Source organism: Ruegeria sp. AU67 (genome assembly GCF_900312795.1).
Classification (GTDB): domain Bacteria; phylum Pseudomonadota; class Alphaproteobacteria; order Rhodobacterales; family Rhodobacteraceae; genus Ruegeria; species Ruegeria atlantica.
On sequence record NZ_OMPH01000030.1, the window covers coordinates 239379 to 255283 of the forward strand.

General features: G+C 57.1%; 18 protein-coding genes. 9 read left to right on the plus strand and 9 right to left on the minus strand.

From position 1 onward, the window contains the following. Positions 1-9: 9 nt before the first annotated feature. The 3 genes from DK510_RS17995 to DK510_RS18005 all read right to left on the minus strand — a co-directional run bounded on the left by DK510_RS17995 (position 10) and on the right by DK510_RS18005 (position 1538). Positions 10-546: a hypothetical protein gene (locus DK510_RS17995; protein WP_109313251.1), complete on the minus strand. Its 537-nt coding sequence runs from the start codon at positions 544-546 to the stop codon at positions 10-12. After that, complete coding sequence (locus tag DK510_RS18000) at positions 543-1013, minus strand: hypothetical protein (RefSeq protein ID WP_109313252.1); 471 nt, start codon at positions 1011-1013, stop codon at positions 543-545. Before DK510_RS18000 ends, DK510_RS17995 begins: the two co-directional genes overlap by 4 nt. A gap of 63 nt (positions 1014-1076) precedes the next feature. Continuing rightward, positions 1077-1538, minus strand: a complete 462-nt coding sequence (locus tag DK510_RS18005) for a hypothetical protein (RefSeq protein ID WP_109313253.1) — start codon at positions 1536-1538, stop codon at positions 1077-1079. Between the two features lie 355 nt (positions 1539-1893). On the opposite strand from DK510_RS18005, the gene DK510_RS18010 reads away from it, so the two are divergent. Next, positions 1894-2472 carry a thymidine kinase gene (locus DK510_RS18010; RefSeq protein ID WP_108859299.1) on the plus strand — a complete coding sequence of 193 codons (579 nt, stop codon included), beginning with the start codon at positions 1894-1896 and terminating at the stop codon, positions 2470-2472. On the opposite strand, the gene DK510_RS18015 is transcribed toward DK510_RS18010, so the two are convergent. From DK510_RS18015 to DK510_RS18035, 5 genes are all read right to left on the minus strand, one after another. Beyond that, positions 2469-3419, minus strand: a complete 951-nt coding sequence (locus tag DK510_RS18015) for a D-glycerate dehydrogenase (protein WP_109313254.1) — start codon at positions 3417-3419, stop codon at positions 2469-2471. The two genes, DK510_RS18010 and DK510_RS18015, sit on opposite strands and share 4 nt — an antisense overlap. Beyond that, on the minus strand, positions 3419-3757 hold the full coding sequence (locus DK510_RS18020; RefSeq protein WP_109313255.1) for a tRNA-binding protein: 339 nt from the start codon (positions 3755-3757) through the stop codon (positions 3419-3421). Before DK510_RS18020 ends, DK510_RS18015 begins: the two co-directional genes overlap by 1 nt. Next, entirely contained in the window at positions 3750-4565 is an 816-nt protein-coding gene (gene proC / locus DK510_RS18025; protein ID WP_109313256.1) for a pyrroline-5-carboxylate reductase, read from the minus strand. Before proC ends, DK510_RS18020 begins: the two co-directional genes overlap by 8 nt. A gap of 36 nt (positions 4566-4601) precedes the next feature. Next, a complete protein-coding gene (locus DK510_RS18030; protein WP_058275545.1) occupies positions 4602-5102 on the minus strand; it encodes a YbjN domain-containing protein in 501 nt (166 codons plus the stop codon). A 313-nt stretch (positions 5103-5415) separates the two neighbouring features. After that, positions 5416-5664, minus strand: a complete 249-nt coding sequence (locus tag DK510_RS18035; protein WP_109313257.1) for an accessory factor UbiK family protein — start codon at positions 5662-5664, stop codon at positions 5416-5418. Positions 5665-5761: 97 nt separating this feature from the next. Between DK510_RS18035 and lgt the strand changes: the two genes are divergently transcribed. The 4 genes from lgt (at position 5762) to DK510_RS18055 (ending at position 9981) form a co-directional block, all read left to right on the plus strand. Then, entirely contained in the window at positions 5762-6649 is an 888-nt protein-coding gene (gene lgt, locus DK510_RS18040) for a prolipoprotein diacylglyceryl transferase (protein WP_109313258.1), read from the plus strand. Continuing rightward, positions 6646-7713 carry a class I SAM-dependent methyltransferase gene (locus tag DK510_RS18045; RefSeq protein ID WP_109313259.1) on the plus strand — a complete coding sequence of 356 codons (1068 nt, stop codon included), beginning with the start codon at positions 6646-6648 and terminating at the stop codon, positions 7711-7713. The genes lgt and DK510_RS18045 overlap by 4 nt, the downstream gene beginning before the upstream one ends. Continuing rightward, entirely contained in the window at positions 7710-8468 is a 759-nt protein-coding gene (gene pgeF / locus DK510_RS18050) for a peptidoglycan editing factor PgeF (protein WP_109313260.1), read from the plus strand. The genes DK510_RS18045 and pgeF overlap by 4 nt, the downstream gene beginning before the upstream one ends. A 730-nt stretch (positions 8469-9198) precedes the next feature. After that, positions 9199-9981, plus strand: a complete 783-nt coding sequence (locus DK510_RS18055; RefSeq protein ID WP_109313261.1) for a Hint domain-containing protein — start codon at positions 9199-9201, stop codon at positions 9979-9981. Between the two features lie 116 nt (positions 9982-10097). Here the strand turns inward: DK510_RS18055 and DK510_RS18060 are convergent, their stop codons facing one another. Then, positions 10098-10598 (minus strand): Lrp/AsnC family transcriptional regulator, encoded by a 501-nt coding sequence (locus DK510_RS18060; protein ID WP_109313262.1) that lies wholly within the window; start codon positions 10596-10598, stop codon positions 10098-10100. Between the two features lie 226 nt (positions 10599-10824). Here DK510_RS18060 and trxB point away from each other — a divergent pair, with 226 nt between their 5' ends. The 4 genes from trxB (at position 10825) to DK510_RS18080 (ending at position 15894) form a co-directional block, all read left to right on the plus strand. Beyond that, positions 10825-11766, plus strand: coding sequence for a thioredoxin-disulfide reductase (gene trxB / locus DK510_RS18065; protein WP_109313263.1), 942 nt, complete (start codon positions 10825-10827; stop codon positions 11764-11766). A gap of 4 nt (positions 11767-11770) precedes the next feature. Then, on the plus strand, positions 11771-12247 hold the full coding sequence (locus tag DK510_RS18070) for an RES family NAD+ phosphorylase (protein ID WP_109313264.1): 477 nt from the start codon (positions 11771-11773) through the stop codon (positions 12245-12247). A 51-nt stretch (positions 12248-12298) separates the two neighbouring features. Then, positions 12299-13969: an adenylate/guanylate cyclase domain-containing protein gene (locus DK510_RS18075; protein ID WP_109313265.1), complete on the plus strand. Its 1671-nt coding sequence runs from the start codon at positions 12299-12301 to the stop codon at positions 13967-13969. Between the two features lie 206 nt (positions 13970-14175). Continuing rightward, positions 14176-15894, plus strand: coding sequence for a bifunctional sulfate adenylyltransferase/adenylylsulfate kinase (locus DK510_RS18080; protein ID WP_109313266.1), 1719 nt, complete (start codon positions 14176-14178; stop codon positions 15892-15894). Positions 15895-15905 lie beyond the last annotated feature (11 nt).

The window sequence follows — 15905 nt, forward strand, 5'->3', positions numbered from 1 at the left end:
ATGCCGTGGTCACTTGGGGCAAACACCCAGCCAAGGGCCGTCGCCGCTCTCGCGTGTTACTTCCAACCAACGGTTTGGCCTTGACTTACACCATTGGTACAAGGCTGGGTCTAGAGGCCGAGTGAACGTCGCTACAACCTGATCCGTGTCCAAATTGACCTGCTTTAAACCAGCTTCGGGCAATACCGCTTTCAGCGCGTCACCTAGTACGGAAAGCCCGGCCCGTGCCGCAAAATCCGACGTCGGGAATTGTGTCGAAATTTGAAAACTGGAAAACGCCACTTCTTCATCTTTGGGCATTCCCCTAAAACCAGCGACAATCAGCTTTCGTCCCAGATCCTGAGAGGCAATTTCACAGCTTCTTTGAGAGTACCGAGAGCGGGGCCACTTCCAAAGATCGAATCTCAAATGAATCTGGAGCTGCCCCTCCGTTGGCAAAACGTAACGGCTTAGGCATGTTTTTATGTCCGCAATGCTTGTTGTACCGTCGATCAGCCAAACACCATCATCGGTTACATCCGTTGTCACCTCGGCCAACTCTTTCATCCTGAACTTTTCGTCCAAGACCGGAGCACCAAAATCGCATTCGGAAAAGCCTGCGTACAGACCTTTAAAATTACCCGAGACGTTTCGAGCGTGATCCGGTCCAAGTAAGCTCGAAGGTAGGTTGTTTCTCCGGACAGGTCTGTGTTTCTGTCTGCATCAGGGCTGGCTTCCGTGGGTACAACACCCTGAACAGTGACATCAAAATAGCGGCAGAACTGCCTCAGCGAAATCGTTCCGTCTAAGGTCGGGCCAACATCAGCCGACAAAATAGGCTTGGCGCTGATGGGGTCGGCACCGGGTTTTTCAGCAATCTGAACGCTCAACCGACCGCCTCGGTAGCGAACATAAACATCCCGTTCGTCATGGGTTTGGCCATAGAACTGGCTCGGACATGACCCGCCGCCGTTCAGCAAGGCAAGATCAAGATTCAGAGGTTTAGGAAGCTTGGGCGAATGGAAGTCAAACATAGTTTATCGCGTGATCCCCATGCGAGGGGTAATTGACCGTAGTAAAAACAAAGCAAACCGCCGTCAGCTCACGCTTTCCTCTTCCAGGTGCAGCTTCATGTCCAGCAGGACCTGTTGCAGCTGGCTGGTTTCCCGCAGAAGGCGCTTGGCTTCGTTCACCGTGATGATGCCATCCTCGATCGCCGATTGATATTCGGTCATCAGCATCGCAAACCGCTGGCTCAGCGCGATGACGTCGGAATTCACTCCGCCAGTGCGGGGGCTGTCGTCATTGCGCCCGTCATAGGACAGGGTGATATTTTTCAGATCGGCAAGCGCCGAGGTGACGTGGGGGAAGTTTGCCACTGCCTCAAGCCGCGCCACCGCATCGACCGGCATGAACCGATCAGTATGTTCGAAATTGTCAGAATAATAACGGCCCAACGTGGCTTTGGATTTGCCTGTAATCTCGCACGCGGATTCGATTCCCACGTCTTTAACCAGCGCTTCTGTGTGTTTTTTCAGGTAGGCCCCGATATCTGCCATGTTTTTACCTTTACTGCCTGCACGCCCCACTAAATCTGCCATTGCGGGGGAAAGGGAAAAGAAAATTCCCATACTCGATTCATAATTGAAATGTCATATGTTGGCTATCCCTCAGATATGCGGGGGTTTTGTGAGTGAGTGGCGGCATTTAATGCCGGTAATGAGTGATTGCGGGTCGGTATTCTTGTCCCGCTACGGTTAGGCCGCATGTTGGCCGACGGCGTCGCCGTTGTTGGGGCGGGGGGATCCATCCCCAATGGGCTTACGCTCGACCTCCGCAACGATAATGGCGGCGTCGCTTATTGAAGGCTATTGATGGCTTGCCCGAATTGGACAGGCGTTTTAGACCCAACCCATGGCAAAACTATACTTTAATTATTCGACGATGAACGCGGGAAAATCGACCGTGTTGCTGCAAGCCTCGCACAATTACCGTGAGAGGGGGATGGACACCTATTTGATGACCGCGGCCCTTGATGGCCGGGCCGGTGTTGGCAGGATTGCGTCGCGGATCGGCATATCGGCCGATGCGGACACGTTCGCCGCCGAAACCGACGTTTTTGCGATGATTGAACAGCGCCTGAAAAAAGGGAACGTCACCTGCGTCTTTATTGATGAGGCGCAATTTCTGACCGAAGAGCAAGTCTGGCAATTGGCCCGCGCAGTGGATGACCTGCGGGTGCCTGTCCTTGCCTATGGTTTGCGCGTGGATTTTCAGGGCCACCTGTTTCCCGGCTCCGCTGCCTTGCTGGCGTTGGCAGACGAGATGCGCGAAGTGCGGACCATTTGCGAGTGTGGGCGCAAGGCCACGATGGTCATCCGTCAGGACGAAAACGGCAACGCCATCACCGAAGGCGCACAGGTACAGATCGGCGGCAATGAAACCTATGTTTCGCTCTGCCGCAAACACTGGCGCGAGGCCGTCGGGCGCTAGACCGGGTTCGGCAAAGATCGCCCCGCGACGAAAGCTGTAACGTTGTCCAGCGCTACATGCCCCATATCGGTGCGGACCTCTTCGGTCGCGGTGCCAAGATGGGGCAATATCGTCACATTCTCCATATCGCGCAGGGCCTGCGGAACGGTGGGTTCGAACTCATACACATCAAGGCCCGCGCCTGCGATCTGACCGGATTGCAGGGCAGCGATCAGGGAGGATTCGTCCACAACTTCTCCGCGCGCGATGTTGATCAAGATGCCCGAAGGTTTCATCGCCTCCAGCACCGGCGCATTGATAAGGTGGCGCGTTTGCGCACCGCCGGGCACGGCGAGCACCAGGAAATCGACCGCAGCAGCCAGTTCTTTCAGGTCCGGTATGTGTTCTGCGGGAAATTCCACCTCTTTCGGGCTGCGCGACTGGTACGCCACGTCCATCCCGAAACCGAAATGGCAACGCCACGCAATCGCTTGGCCAATACGGCCCATCCCGACGATCCCAACACGTCTGCCGGTCACATGATGACCCAGCATTTGGGTCGGATGCCAGCCTTGCCAGTTGCCCGAGCGGACCAGCCGTTCCCCCTCGCCCGCGCGGCGTGCAGTCGACAACAGCAAGGTCATCGCGATATCAGCTGTGGCATCGGTAACCGCACCGGGCGTGTTAGTGACCTGAATCCCTGCCGCCTGCGCGGCAGCGACGTCGATATGGTTGTACCCCACACCGAAATTGGCCAGCAGTTTGCAGCGCGGTTGCGGCACTTCGGAGAAGATTGTGGCCGAAAACTGATCCCCCAACGTCGGAACCACCACATCGAACACAGCCAATGCGCGCCGCATTTCGTCGGGCGACATTGGCAACGTGCTGCTGCGGATTTCAACGTCGAATTCGGCGTGGGCCCGCGCCTCGACAGCGGCGGTCATGGGGCGTGCGATCAAAAGTTTCATCAGTGCATCCGTCCGCCGGTTGGAACCTCGCTATCCGGACCGATCAGAACGATTTCGCCCTTGTCGTCGGGCAGGCCCAGCACCAGAACCTCGGACATGAACTTGCCGATCTGGCGCGGTGGGAAATTGACAACGGCCATCACCTGCTTGCCAACCAACGTCGCCGGATCGTAATGCGCCGTTATCTGGGCCGAGGTTCGGCGCTCGCCAATTTCGTCACCAAAGTCGATCCACATCTTGATCGCGGGCTTGCGAGCTTCTGGGTAAGGCTCTGCGCGGACGACCTTACCGACCCGGATGTCGACCTTCATAAAATCGTCGAATGAAATCTCACTCACGGGACAGCTCCTTGGATCGGTCAGTTGCGGCCTTGACGGCGCGGTGCAGCAAGTCGGGGAAACCCTCTTCCTCATGCATCAGCACTTCAAGTGCGGCTTGCGTCGTACCGTTTGGCGACGTCACGTTGACGCGCAATTGCGAGGGGTCTTCCTCTGCCGCCATGGCCAAAGCCCCTGCCCCGGCAACGGTCGATTTGGCCAGCTTCATTGCGAGATCATACGGCAGGCCCTGCGCTTGTCCGGCAGCTGCCAGCGTTTCGATCAAGTGGAAGACGTAAGCTGGCCCCGAACCGCTGAGGCCTGTCACAGCGTCCATCTGCGCCTCATCATCCAGACAAACCGTGTTTCCGATTGCGGACAACAAATTTTCGGCCAAGGCGACATCGGCATCCGAAGCGGCCGAATTGCCGATCAACGCAGTAATTCCCTGACGGATGGCAGCTGGTGTGTTCGGCATCGCCCGGACAATAGGTGTGCCGTCGCCCAACACATCCTCAAACGTAGCAATCGACGTACCCGCAGCGACTGAGACGAACAAGCTGCGGCCTCCGCCCAGCGCTTTGATTCCCGGTAGCGCCTCGCCCATCATTTGAGGTTTTACGGCAACCAGCACAACCGCCGGGGCCTCGGGCAATGGAGTGTTGATATTGACGCCCAGCGATTTCAACCAATCAGATGGATAAGGGTCGATCACCCAAACTGCTGACGCAGGAAGGCCATGCTCCAACCAACCGGCGAGCATGGCCGAACCCATCTTGCCGCACCCCAGAAGAACCAGCCCCTGCTCAGCGACGCGTGACATGTCCATGATTGCCCCTCTCCTTATCCGGTTTGGGGCAAATCTTTACGCGCGGCCGTAGGCCTCTGCAATGGCGACCTGCATTGCATCCTCGGGATCGCGGTTGCCCCAAGTGACCAGTTGAATCGCGGGATAATAGCGCTCGGCGCTCAGAACCGCGGCGGTGATCATCGTGTCGATCTGCTCCGGGCTGGCCATCTGGCCACCCGCAAGAACCAAACCGTATCGGTAGACCATCAGCTTTTGATTGGCCCAATACGTAAATGCACCGGCCCAGCATTGATCGTTCATCTTGTTGAGCAGCTCATAAAGCACGTTTTCACGCTCGGATGGCGGTTCCATTTCGAAAGAGCACACCATGCGGAGCGTTTCGTCATAGTTGGACCAGGCCAAGGTGATCGAATAGGTGCGCCACTGCCCTTCGACAGCCATGGCAATCTGATCATCCCCGATCCGGTCGAAATCCCAGTCGTGGTGTTCGGCAAGATGTTCAACAATGTCGATTGGATGAAGGTCTTCTTCGAGAAACTGTTCGGAAAGGGCCATAATGCCACCTCACTAATCTCTAGCCTTTTAGGGGCTGGCAGCGCCCCAGCGCTAGTTGCTTGCTCTACAAGCCGGGCTTCCCCAGTCTGCCTGTACTAGATATGGTGCGCCGCGGGCAGGGTTCTGGCAACCCTATTTGTTGGGGATAACAGCAATAAGTTGTGGACAGTCGGCAACGGCAATCAAAATATCGGTGCCACCGACAGCTTTGTCTTGATTAAATTTGGCAAGACGTCAGAATACACAACACCGTACAATCCCAGCGTGGATTGCGCGGCGGCATTCTTTTTTCAAAATCTCGAGTGTACGGAACTTATTTGTCCAGCTTGGTTTCAAGCGCCGCAATACGCGCCTCAAGCGCTGCGTTCTCTTCGCGCGCTTTCTGGGCCATGGCCCGCACAGCATCAAATTCCTCGCGCGTGACGAAATCGCGGTCGGCCAGCCAGCGGTCGATCATCGACTTCATCGCGTTTTCGGCCTCGTCCTTCGCGCCTTGGGCCACGCCCATAGCGTTGGTCATCAGTTGGGAAACGTCATCAAGAATCTTGTTACGGGTTTGCATGGCTTTACTCCGGTATTGCGGTTGGTCTCTATATGGGTAAAGAATGGCCCGGGCTCAAGGTTGACTTGCCCCGCTAACCCCGGGCAATGAGACGCACATGCAGGCTGTTCTGAATTTCCCCGACCTTTCGCCCGAAGTTTTCTCGATCTCGCTGTTCGGGATGGAGTTCGCACTTAGATGGTACGCACTGGCCTATATCGCCGGCATTCTGATCGCGTGGCGATTGGGTACTGCAGCGCTGAAGCGCCCGGCCCTTTGGCCTGATCAGACACCACCGATGAAGCCGCAGCAACTTGAGGATCTGATCACGTGGATCATCCTCGGCGTGATTCTCGGCGGGCGACTGGGATTCGTTCTGTTTTATCAACCGGCCTATTACTTATCGCATCCACTAGAGATTTTGATGATCTGGCAGGGCGGCATGGCCTTCCATGGTGGTCTGCTGGGGGTTGTCGTTGCGTCCTATCTCTATGCTCGGCGTTACCAGGTGCCGGTATTGTCTTTGGCTGATCTGATCGCACATGCTGTGCCGCCCGGGCTGTTGTTAGGGCGGTTGGCGAATTTCACTAATGCCGAGCTTTGGGGGCGACCCAGCGACGTTCCATGGGCGGTGATCTTTCCAGGTGGTGCCGCACAGGACTGCCCGGGTGTTGTAGCCGGGATGTGTGCCAGACACCCTTCACAACTTTATGAAGCCGCACTGGAAGGTTTGTTGCTGGGCGCACTTTTGCTGTGGATGGCCTATCGACGTGGGGCGTTTCACAAGCCCGGTCTGGTGATGGGTGTATTTCTGGCAGGTTATGGTGCCTCGCGTTTCATTGTTGAGTTCTTTCGTCAGCCTGACGCACAGTTCGTCTCGGCCGGGAATCCGCTGGGGCTGGCATGGCACGTGGGTGGTTATGGCCTGACCATGGGGCAAATGCTGTCGCTGCCAATGATCGCGCTTGGCCTGTGGTTTGCGCTGCGCGCGCGACGCACTCAATGAACCTTAAGGATCACCTACTGGCGCAAATTGCGCTGAATGGCCCGATGAGCGTGGCCGATTTCATGACTGAATGCCTGCTGAACCCCAAGTTTGGATACTACACCACTCGTGATCCGCTGGGCGCGCAGGGGGATTTCACCACCGCCCCGGAAATCAGCCAGATGTTCGGAGAAATGATCGGACTTGCACTGGCGCAAAGCTGGATGGATCAGGACAAGCCGGACAGATTCATTCTAGCAGAGTTGGGACCGGGTCGCGGCACCCTGATGGCGGATATCCTGCGCGCAACCAGCAGCGTATCCGGGTTTCACGAGGCCGCAGAAATTGTTTTGTTCGAAGCCTCCCCTGCCCTGCGGGACAGACAGGCGCAATCGCTGAGCGGTCACAACCCGCGTTGGATCGATATGCTCACAGACCTCCCCGATGCACCCCTGTTTCTGGTGGCGAACGAATTTTTTGATGCCCTGCCAGTCCGCCAATTCATACGTGACGGCGATGGCTGGTGCGAACGTCTGATCGGTGTGCAGGGCGAATCGCTGACGTATGGGCTGGGGCCGAACACAGCTCAGGTCGCGCTAACGGATCGCATGATAGACACCCAAGATGGCGATCTGGTTGAACTTTGCGCGGCCGCAATTCCGATCCTGACCGAGATCGCTGGGCGGATCGCCACTTATGGCGGGGCGGGTCTGATCGTGGATTACGGTGACTGGCATTCGCTGGGCGACACGTTTCAAGCTTTGCAATCACATGAACGTGTTGATCCCCTGCAATCTCCGGGTCGGGCGGATCTGACCGCGCATGTAGATTTCGAGCCCCTTGCTATTGCCGCACGCGCCGCCGGTTGCGCCCATACAAAGCTGACACCTCAGGGCATGTTTCTGGAACGGTTGGGCATCACAGCCCGCGCACAGGCGCTGGCTGCGCCACTCGGCGGGTCTGAGCTTGAGACGCTCATTGCTGCACATCGCCGGTTGACGCATCCCGAGGAAATGGGAAATCTGTTCAAAGTACTGGGTCTCTATCCTTCTTACGCTGCACCTCCACCGGGACTGGAACCATGACATTGGAAATTCTGACCTCGGACGTCCTATCGCCTGTCCGCCACGGGTTCTTCAGCCGTCGGGGCGGTGCGTCTTCCGGAATATTCGCGGGTTTGAACTGCGGCTATGGCTCGTCTGACCAAACCGAAGCAGTGGCGGTGAACCGTCAGCGCGTGGCCGCCGCGATGGAAGTCAACCCGGACGCTTTGGTTGGTGTGCATCAAGTGCATTCCCCAACTGTTCTCACGGTGGACGCTCCGATAAATGGCGACAAACCCAAAGCGGATGCGGTTGTCACCGCAACCCCGGGACTGGCACTGACGATTCTGACAGCGGATTGCCAACCGGTCCTGTTTGCCGATTCTGACGCGAATGTGATCGGGGCTGCGCATGCCGGGTGGCGCGGAGCGTTGGACGGTGTATTGGAGGCAACCCTGGACGCGATGGAGGCATTGGGCGCAAAGCGGGAAAACACCGTGGCTGTCATTGGTCCTACGATTTCTCAAAACGCCTATGAGGTCGGTCCAGATTTTCTGGATGAATTCGCGGCGGATTCGCCCGAAAACCTTAGGTTCTTTGCGAATGGCAATGGGGATCGGCTGCAGTTCGACCTGCCCGCCTTTGGTCTGCACAAATTGCGGCAAGCCGGGGTGGGTGAGGCCGAATGGACGCGGCACTGCACCTATTCGGACCCGGACAGGTTTTATTCCTACCGCCGCTCCACCCACGCGAAAGAAGCCGATTATGGCCGCCTGATTTCCGCCATAAAATTATAGGGCGCGCGCCAAATGTGGCGATTTCGCCGCTTTTTTGCCATATTTTTTGTGTCTACCTGAGTCGAGATATTTTCACTTTTATTGTCCGCACTCAGATGTTTACCAGTCGATTCTCCAGCAGTGTGTGACAGTTCGAAAGAAGAGGAACTGCCGACCTTCACTTTTCCTGAATTAATCCCGGATCAGCCTTATCGGTGCCGTATTGGCAGACCACATTGGCTTTCAAAGGGAAATGGGCAATGGCCCACACCGTGAGCAGGAACAAAGATGAAGGTTAAATCTCGCTTTCTCAGTGCCGTTGTTGCGGCCACAAGAAAGCACGCGCCGGAGATGCCGTGGAAACGGGTTTCCAGCAATTCGGTCAGGGTCGCACGCCGCTTGGCAACACGACTCTGATCAAAACGCCCAAGGAACCAAGCTGCCGGTTCCAAGGGTCAAGACACACATCGGAGGGGTGCTCCGGGCCGGTGTGTGACCTACCGCTGAAATTTCCAGCGGCTAGGTTCAGGGGCGTGTGTGCGCAGGCAATTTTCGCTTGCGTTTTAGAGAGTTTGTCTTGGGGGGTCAGCGTGATGACCAAAGAAAATCGTAAATTCCTTGCCTTGCAACGTCTGCAAGGCGTGCTACCTGCGATCGCCGTCTCCCTGAAGACAAAAACAATGCCATTCAGGTTGCCCTGTACGGAGGGCTCTGCCCGTCTGAGCGGTGTTTTAGAGGGGACGGAATAAAAATGACCATTCCACATTCTTTCGCGCGCGCAGCCAGAAATGCGGTCGAAACTTCGGCCATGCTGCGCGAAATTCCGAGGACAAACGCAAGACCAAAGGCGCAGTTGCGGCGCTATGAGGTCAGCACCTTGATGCCGAACGGAGATGTTTCGCAAACGCGCCACATCGCCCCGGCATTGCCCATGTTCGAAGACGCCTTCTGCGCCTTTACACGCGGATCCCTAGTAGAAACCGAACATGGCCCATTGGCAATCGAAGATTTGCTGCCGGGCGACTCGATTCTGACACAGGACGGTGCCTTGCAAAAAGTGCTTTGGAAAGGTTCGGTGACCCTGATTCCCGGGCGCGAGGACTCGCGTGGCCGAACACGCCCTCTAACTCGGATCATGGCTGATACATTTGGGATGCAAAAACCGTTGTCCGGCGTGATTGCGGGACCCGCAGCTCGTCTGCTGGCCACACCTGCGCATCTGCGCCATTTGCACGACGGGGGCGAGATTCTGACCCCTGTCCATGAATTCCAGGACGGTATGAGCGTGATCGAAACATTGCCGCCGACCCCGATTGAGCTGTTTCACATCTGCCTGAAACGTCATTCGGTCATCAAGGTCGATGGCCTGCAATTCGAATCATACCATCCGGGTGTCAATGCCGCACGCCAGATCAGCCAATCGCTCAGATCGATCTACTTGAACTTGTTTGCGCATATCGAATCGCTGAGTGATTTTGGTCCACTGGTTCTACCACGCGCAGGAGACGGTGAGATAAATGCGCTTTCTGCGTGACGACAAAAACTAACTGCAGTGTGGGGGCATTATGCAGCTGATAATTAGTTGGGTTTTATCTTTGACGGTCGCAGCTTTTCTGCCGCCGTCAAAACCGCATCAAAAGCGAATGATGTTCACGCCGTCCGGTTCATTCGCTCTTCCAGAACGTCGAAGGGAACGCCGGGATCGTCTTTGGCGCCGCGAATAACCAGCGATGTTTTGACACTGGCTACATTGGGCGTGGTCAACAGTTCGCCTGTCAGAAACTGCTGAAAACTGCTCAGGTCGGGGGCGACGCATTTCAAGATAAAGTCCACCTCGCCGTTCAACATGTGGCATTCCCGAACTAGCGGCCATTCGCGGCAGCGTTCCTCAAATGCGTTCAGTTCGGATTCGGCCTGGCTTTCGAGCCCCACCATGGCAAAGACCTGAACCTCGAACCCCAACTCGCGTGAGTTCACATCGGCATGGTAGCCGCGAATAAGCCCGGATTCTTCCAACGTACGCACGCGCCGCAGGCAAGGCGGCGCTGAAATACCTACGCGTTTTGCCAACTCGACATTGGTCATGCGACCGTCTGCCTGCAATTCTGCCAAAATCTTGCGGTCAATCTCATCCAGCCGTATCGCGACCATGAAATGCTCCTAATTTTTCGGTTGTTATATCAGCACCCGACCAATGCGCAATTATCTTTCGCACCTGCGCAATATTCTATATTTTCAATGTTCTTTTTTTGGGCACCATGCCGCAAATGCATGGCTGCCTGTCAAAAGGTTGGGGGTTTAAGCCCTGCGCGACGCTCGCTATATCCATCCGTCAGGGGCCACGCGCCCCAATCAGGCAGATCGAGTTGGGGGTACTATGGCCGAAACACGACACACCAGGGTTCTGATCATCGGATCGGGACCGGCCGGTTACACGGCCGGCGTTTATGCAAGCCGCGCGATGCTGGAACCGATTCTGGTTCAGGGCATCGAGCCGGGTGGCCAGCTGACCACAACGACCGAGGTCGAAAACTGGCCCGGCGATACAGAGGTTCAAGGCCCCGACCTGATGGTGCGCATGCAAGACCATGCCAAGGCGATGGGCTGCGAGGTCATCGGTGACATCATCAACGATCTGGACCTCAGCAATCGCCCGTTCACCGCAACCGGCGACAGCGGCACTGTTTACACAGCAGATGCCGTCATTCTGGCCACCGGCGCGCGCGCCAAATGGCTGGGCCTGCCGTCGGAAGAGAAGTTTAAGGGCTTTGGCGTTTCGGCTTGCGCGACCTGCGACGGCTTCTTTTATCGCGGGCAGGAAATCGTGGTCATCGGTGGCGGCAACACCGCCGTCGAAGAGGCGCTGTTTCTGACCAATTTTGCCAGCAAGGTCACTTTGATCCACCGTCGTGATGAGCTGCGCGCAGAAAAGATCCTGCAGGACCGGCTGCTGAAGCATGAAAAAATCGAACCCCTGTGGTTCCACGAGTTGGAAGAGGTGACCGGCACCGATGCCCCGCTGGGCGTCGAAGGTGTGCGGGTCAAAAACGTGAAGACCGGCGGGATTACCGAGATCCCCTGCAAAGGCGTTTTTGTCGCGATCGGACACGCACCTGCCAATGAACTGGTCAAAGACTCACTGGAAAGCCATATGGGCGGCTATGTCGTGACCAAGCCAGGTTCGACCGAGACCTCGGTGCCGGGTGTTTTTGCCGCCGGGGATCTGACGGACCACATCTACCGGCAGGCTGTGACCAGCGCCGGCATGGGATGCATGGCCGCACTGGACGCCGAGCGTTTCCTGGCCGAACAGGATTGATCTGATGCTGGAATTCTCTGGCCCGGCCTGGAGAATTCTCTTTCTGACGCAATTGAACGCCCCTTTGGCCCCTGCAAGGGCGCCGGAGGGGCGTTTTCATTACTCAGGGCAGACGGCGCTTTACGCCTCGCTCAGCGCAGAAGGTGCTGGGGTCGCTATTCGAAGATATGTTTCGGCGGGCGATCCACCACGGGTCTTACAGCGGGCAACCGTGACAGGCGCAAAACTGGTCGACTTACGTGGACAGCGCGAGGCATCGGTCGTTTGGCAGGGCATTCACGCCAAGCAGGGCACCTCGCCGACATGGAGGTTCTCGGACCGCGCGCGTGACGCAGGGGCTGACGGGTTGCTATACAGCTCACGCTCGCGCCCCGATCTCAGCCACATTGTCCTGTTCGACCCGTCTCCTTCGCTGATCCGTGTGAATACGCCGCCAACTGATTGGACACCGCCCTATCCGCAACCTGCGCTTGACCGCTAAGCTACGGCGTATCAGACTCGACCTCAGGCGAGACCAACGCAGGTGATCTGATTGAAAACTGTTCTGTGGCAAGGCGGGTGGGCAACCCGGCTGAGGATCGGCAGCGGCCTAGTTCTGTTCGCCTTTGCGTTCTTTCACTTCATCAACATCGGCCTTGGTCTGTTTCACACGGACTACCTGCATGACATGCAGGATGCCCGGCATGTAATCACACGTCACGATGTCGGCAGCGTAATTCTCTATGCTGCTCTTTTGATTCACGCGGGGTTAGCCCTGTACTCGATCAGCCAGCGCCGGACTTTGCGCATGCCGTTCAGCACAGGGTTGCAGATGGTTCTGGGGTTGTTGATACCAATGCAGCTGATCTCGCATATCGTGCAAACGCGCTATGCGAACACGGTGTACGATGTGAACGATGAAATGGGCTATATCATCGCTCTGATGTGGCCCAGCTACGCGGTCTGGATGCAAAGCCTGTTGTTGCTGGTGGTGTGGGTACATGGCTGTATCGGACTGCACATGTGGCTGCGGCTGACCCGCTGGTGGCCCAAATTGGTGCCATATCTGATTGGCCTGGCTGTGTTTGTTCCCACATTTGCCCTTGCCGGAGTGCTGACGGAAGGGCGCCGAATCTGGGCTGATTTTGCAGACCCGTTTTTGCGCGAACAATATATCGAGCATTACAACTGGCCCTCTCCCGAAGACTTCCAGCACCTGTTCAGCGTAAAAGACAATGCGCTCATGGCGTTCTGGGTGGCCCTTGGCGCATCCCTGGCGGTATTTGCGATCCGCAAGCTGTGGCGCCGCCGACATTCCGTGCGCGTCAAGTACGCTCAAGGCCCTGAGGTCGTTGCCGAAAAAGGGATGACCCTGCTTGAAATTTCCCAAGCCAACGGCATTCCACACACGGCGCTATGCGGTGGCAAAGGGCGCTGCACCACCTGCCGCGTGATTGTCGAGGCGGGCGGGGATCAACTGCCCGAACCTGGTGAGGTCGAAGCCCGAAGCCTAGCTGCGGTCAGCGCCCCGGCGGGTGCCCGGCTGGCATGTCAAATCCGACCGATGGCTCCGATCACAGCGTTTCGCATGTTCCGTCCAGATGGCGCCCGACACCGGGCACATGCAAGCCAGGGTCAGGAACGGCAATTGGCGGTCCTGTTTCTGGACATGCGCGGCTTTACCTCGCGCACCGCTGGCCAACTGCCCTATGACATCGTTTTCCTGCTAAACCGCTTTTTCGACGCCATCGTCCCCGCGATCACGGCCGAGGGTGGAGTGGTCGACAAATACATGGGCGACGGCCTGTTGGCCGTGTTCGAAACCAACGACGCCCAAAGCTCTGCTCGCGCCGGGATGAAAGCGGCCATTGATATCAGCCTTGCCTTGCAGCGTTTCAACCAGCAGCTGGAAACAGAGGGCAGCCCCCGGATCCGCATCGGAATGGGCTTGCATCTGGGGGACCTTGTTCTGGGTGAAATCGGTGCTGCGGGCCACGCCGCCCGTACAATCATCGGCGACACCGTAAATGTGGCCAGCCGGTTAGAGGCCGAAACCAAGAACTTGGGCTGCGAACTTTTGGTCTCGGAAGAGTTGTTGCTGGCGGCAGGATATAACGGTGATATGCGGCAGGTTCGCCCATTCGACCTGCGTGGCGTAACGCGACCGATTCCCGCCCTGCCCGTCCCTAAAGCGGCGGATTTGAACGCCAGTGTGGCTGCATAAGAACACTCGCCCTGAATTGGGTGGAATTGTTGCCCTCCTCGGGAACCAGCTTCGCAGATTGCCACACAAACCGGAATATCCTTCCATTGCGTAGAAAAACCGCACATATCGTCCTTTGTTTCACCAAAGTATATGGACTTCACCCAAAAGCCGGGGCAAACGCCCCTTAATCAATGGCAAAGCAGCACTTTTACAAGAGTAATCCCATGACGATGTTAAGTAACCTGGCCCCGATCCCCGAATTGTTCGTGTCCTACGATTCAGCACAGAAACTGAAGGTGGAAGCCGCAGATCTGACCAGCTGGGACCTGAGCCCGCGCCAGATCTGCGATCTGGAACTGCTGATGAACGGCGGGTTCAACCCTCTCAAAGGTTTCCTAGGCGAGGCGGACTACGACAATGTCGTTGAGAACATGCGTCTGGCCGACGGCACACTGTGGCCGATGCCTATTACTCTGGACGTAGACGAGGCGTTCGCCGACAAAATCGAATTGGGCCAGGACATCGCTTTGCGTGATCAGGAAGGCGTCATTCTGGGCACCATGACAGTCACGGACCACTGGACGCCTGACAAGGCACGCGAGGCCGAAAAAGTCTTTGGCGCAGATGACGACGCCCACCCGGCGGTGAACTACCTGCACAACGTCGCAGGCAAAGTTTATCTGGGCGGGCCTGTGGTCGGTATTCAACAGCCTGTCCATTATGACTTCCGCGCGCGCCGCGACACTCCGAACGAGCTGCGCGCCTATTTCCGCAAAGTCGGCTGGCGGCGTATCGTTGCGTTCCAGACCCGCAACCCGCTGCACCGCGCGCACCAGGAACTGACGTTCCGCGCCGCGAAAGAGGCGCAGGCCAACCTGCTGATCCATCCGGTCGTGGGCATGACCAAACCTGGCGACGTCGACCACTTTACCCGCGTGCGCTGCTATGAGGCAGTGCTGGACAAATACCCAGCCTCGACCACATCAATGTCACTGTTGAATCTTGCAATGCGCATGGCAGGCCCGCGCGAGGCCGTCTGGCACGGGCTAATCCGTGCAAACCACGGCTGCACCCACTTTATCGTCGGTCGTGACCATGCAGGCCCAGGCAAGAACAGCCAGGGCGAAGATTTCTACGGCCCCTACGATGCGCAGGATTTGTTCCGCAAATACCAGGATGAGATCGGCGTAGAGATGGTCGATTTCAAACACATGGTTTACGTGCAGGAACGCGCGCAATACGAGCCGAACGATGAGATTTTGGACAAGGACAATGTCACTATCCTGAATATCTCGGGCACCGAGTTACGCCGCCGTTTGCGTGAAGGTTTGGAGATTCCGGAGTGGTTCTCGTTCCCCGAAGTTGTACAGGAACTGCGCAGCCGCTTCCCACCCCGTTCGCAGCAGGGATTCACGGTCTTCTTCACCGGCTTCTCAGGCTCGGGCAAGTCGACGATTGCCAACGCGCTGATGGTCAAGCTGATGGAGATGGGCGACCGCCCTGTTACCTTGCTGGATGGTGACATCGTTCGGAAAAACTTGTCGTCTGAGCTGGGCTTTTCGAAGGAGCACCGCGACCTGAACATCCGCCGCATTGGCTATGTAGCCAGCGAGATCACCAAGAACGGCGGCATCGCAATCTGCGCCCCGATCGCGCCCTATGCCACGACCCGCCGTGCGGTCCGGGAAGAGATCGAACAATTCGGCGCCTTCTGCGAGGTTCACGTGGCCACCACCATTGAGGAATGCGAACGCCGCGACCGCAAGGGACTGTACAAGCTGGCCCGCGAAGGCAAGATCAAAGAGTTCACCGGAATCTCGGACCCTTATGATGTTCCCGCGGACCCCGAACTGAGCGTCGAGACCGAAAATGTCGAGGTCGACAACTGCGCCCATCAGGTTCTGCTGAAACTGGAAAGCATGGGTCTGATTGCAGCATCCTAATTGCTACAACG

Excerpts from the sequence above, each read along its gene's own strand:
- DK510_RS17995 (WP_109313251.1), bottom strand. The coding sequence starts at position 546 with ATGAAAGAGTTGGCCGAGGTGACAACGGATGTAACCGATGATGGTGTT.
- DK510_RS18000 (WP_109313252.1), bottom strand. The coding sequence starts at position 1,013 with ATGTTTGACTTCCATTCGCCCAAGCTTCCTAAACCTCTGAATCTTGAT.
- DK510_RS18005 (WP_109313253.1), bottom strand. The coding sequence starts at position 1,538 with ATGGCAGATATCGGGGCCTACCTGAAAAAACACACAGAAGCGCTGGTT.
- DK510_RS18010 (WP_108859299.1), top strand. The coding sequence starts at position 1,894 with ATGGCAAAACTATACTTTAATTATTCGACGATGAACGCGGGAAAATCG.
- DK510_RS18015 (WP_109313254.1), bottom strand. The coding sequence starts at position 3,419 with ATGAAACTTTTGATCGCACGCCCCATGACCGCCGCTGTCGAGGCGCGG.
- proC (WP_109313256.1), bottom strand. The coding sequence starts at position 4,565 with ATGGACATGTCACGCGTCGCTGAGCAGGGGCTGGTTCTTCTGGGGTGC.
- DK510_RS18030 (WP_058275545.1), bottom strand. The coding sequence starts at position 5,102 with ATGGCCCTTTCCGAACAGTTTCTCGAAGAAGACCTTCATCCAATCGAC.
- DK510_RS18035 (WP_109313257.1), bottom strand. The coding sequence starts at position 5,664 with ATGCAAACCCGTAACAAGATTCTTGATGACGTTTCCCAACTGATGACC.
- lgt (WP_109313258.1), top strand. The coding sequence starts at position 5,762 with ATGCAGGCTGTTCTGAATTTCCCCGACCTTTCGCCCGAAGTTTTCTCG.
- DK510_RS18045 (WP_109313259.1), top strand. The coding sequence starts at position 6,646 with ATGAACCTTAAGGATCACCTACTGGCGCAAATTGCGCTGAATGGCCCG.
- pgeF (WP_109313260.1), top strand. The coding sequence starts at position 7,710 with ATGACATTGGAAATTCTGACCTCGGACGTCCTATCGCCTGTCCGCCAC.
- DK510_RS18055 (WP_109313261.1), top strand. The coding sequence starts at position 9,199 with ATGACCATTCCACATTCTTTCGCGCGCGCAGCCAGAAATGCGGTCGAA.
- DK510_RS18060 (WP_109313262.1), bottom strand. The coding sequence starts at position 10,598 with ATGGTCGCGATACGGCTGGATGAGATTGACCGCAAGATTTTGGCAGAA.
- trxB (WP_109313263.1), top strand. The coding sequence starts at position 10,825 with ATGGCCGAAACACGACACACCAGGGTTCTGATCATCGGATCGGGACCG.
- DK510_RS18070 (WP_109313264.1), top strand. The coding sequence starts at position 11,771 with ATGCTGGAATTCTCTGGCCCGGCCTGGAGAATTCTCTTTCTGACGCAA.
- DK510_RS18080 (WP_109313266.1), top strand. The coding sequence starts at position 14,176 with ATGACGATGTTAAGTAACCTGGCCCCGATCCCCGAATTGTTCGTGTCC.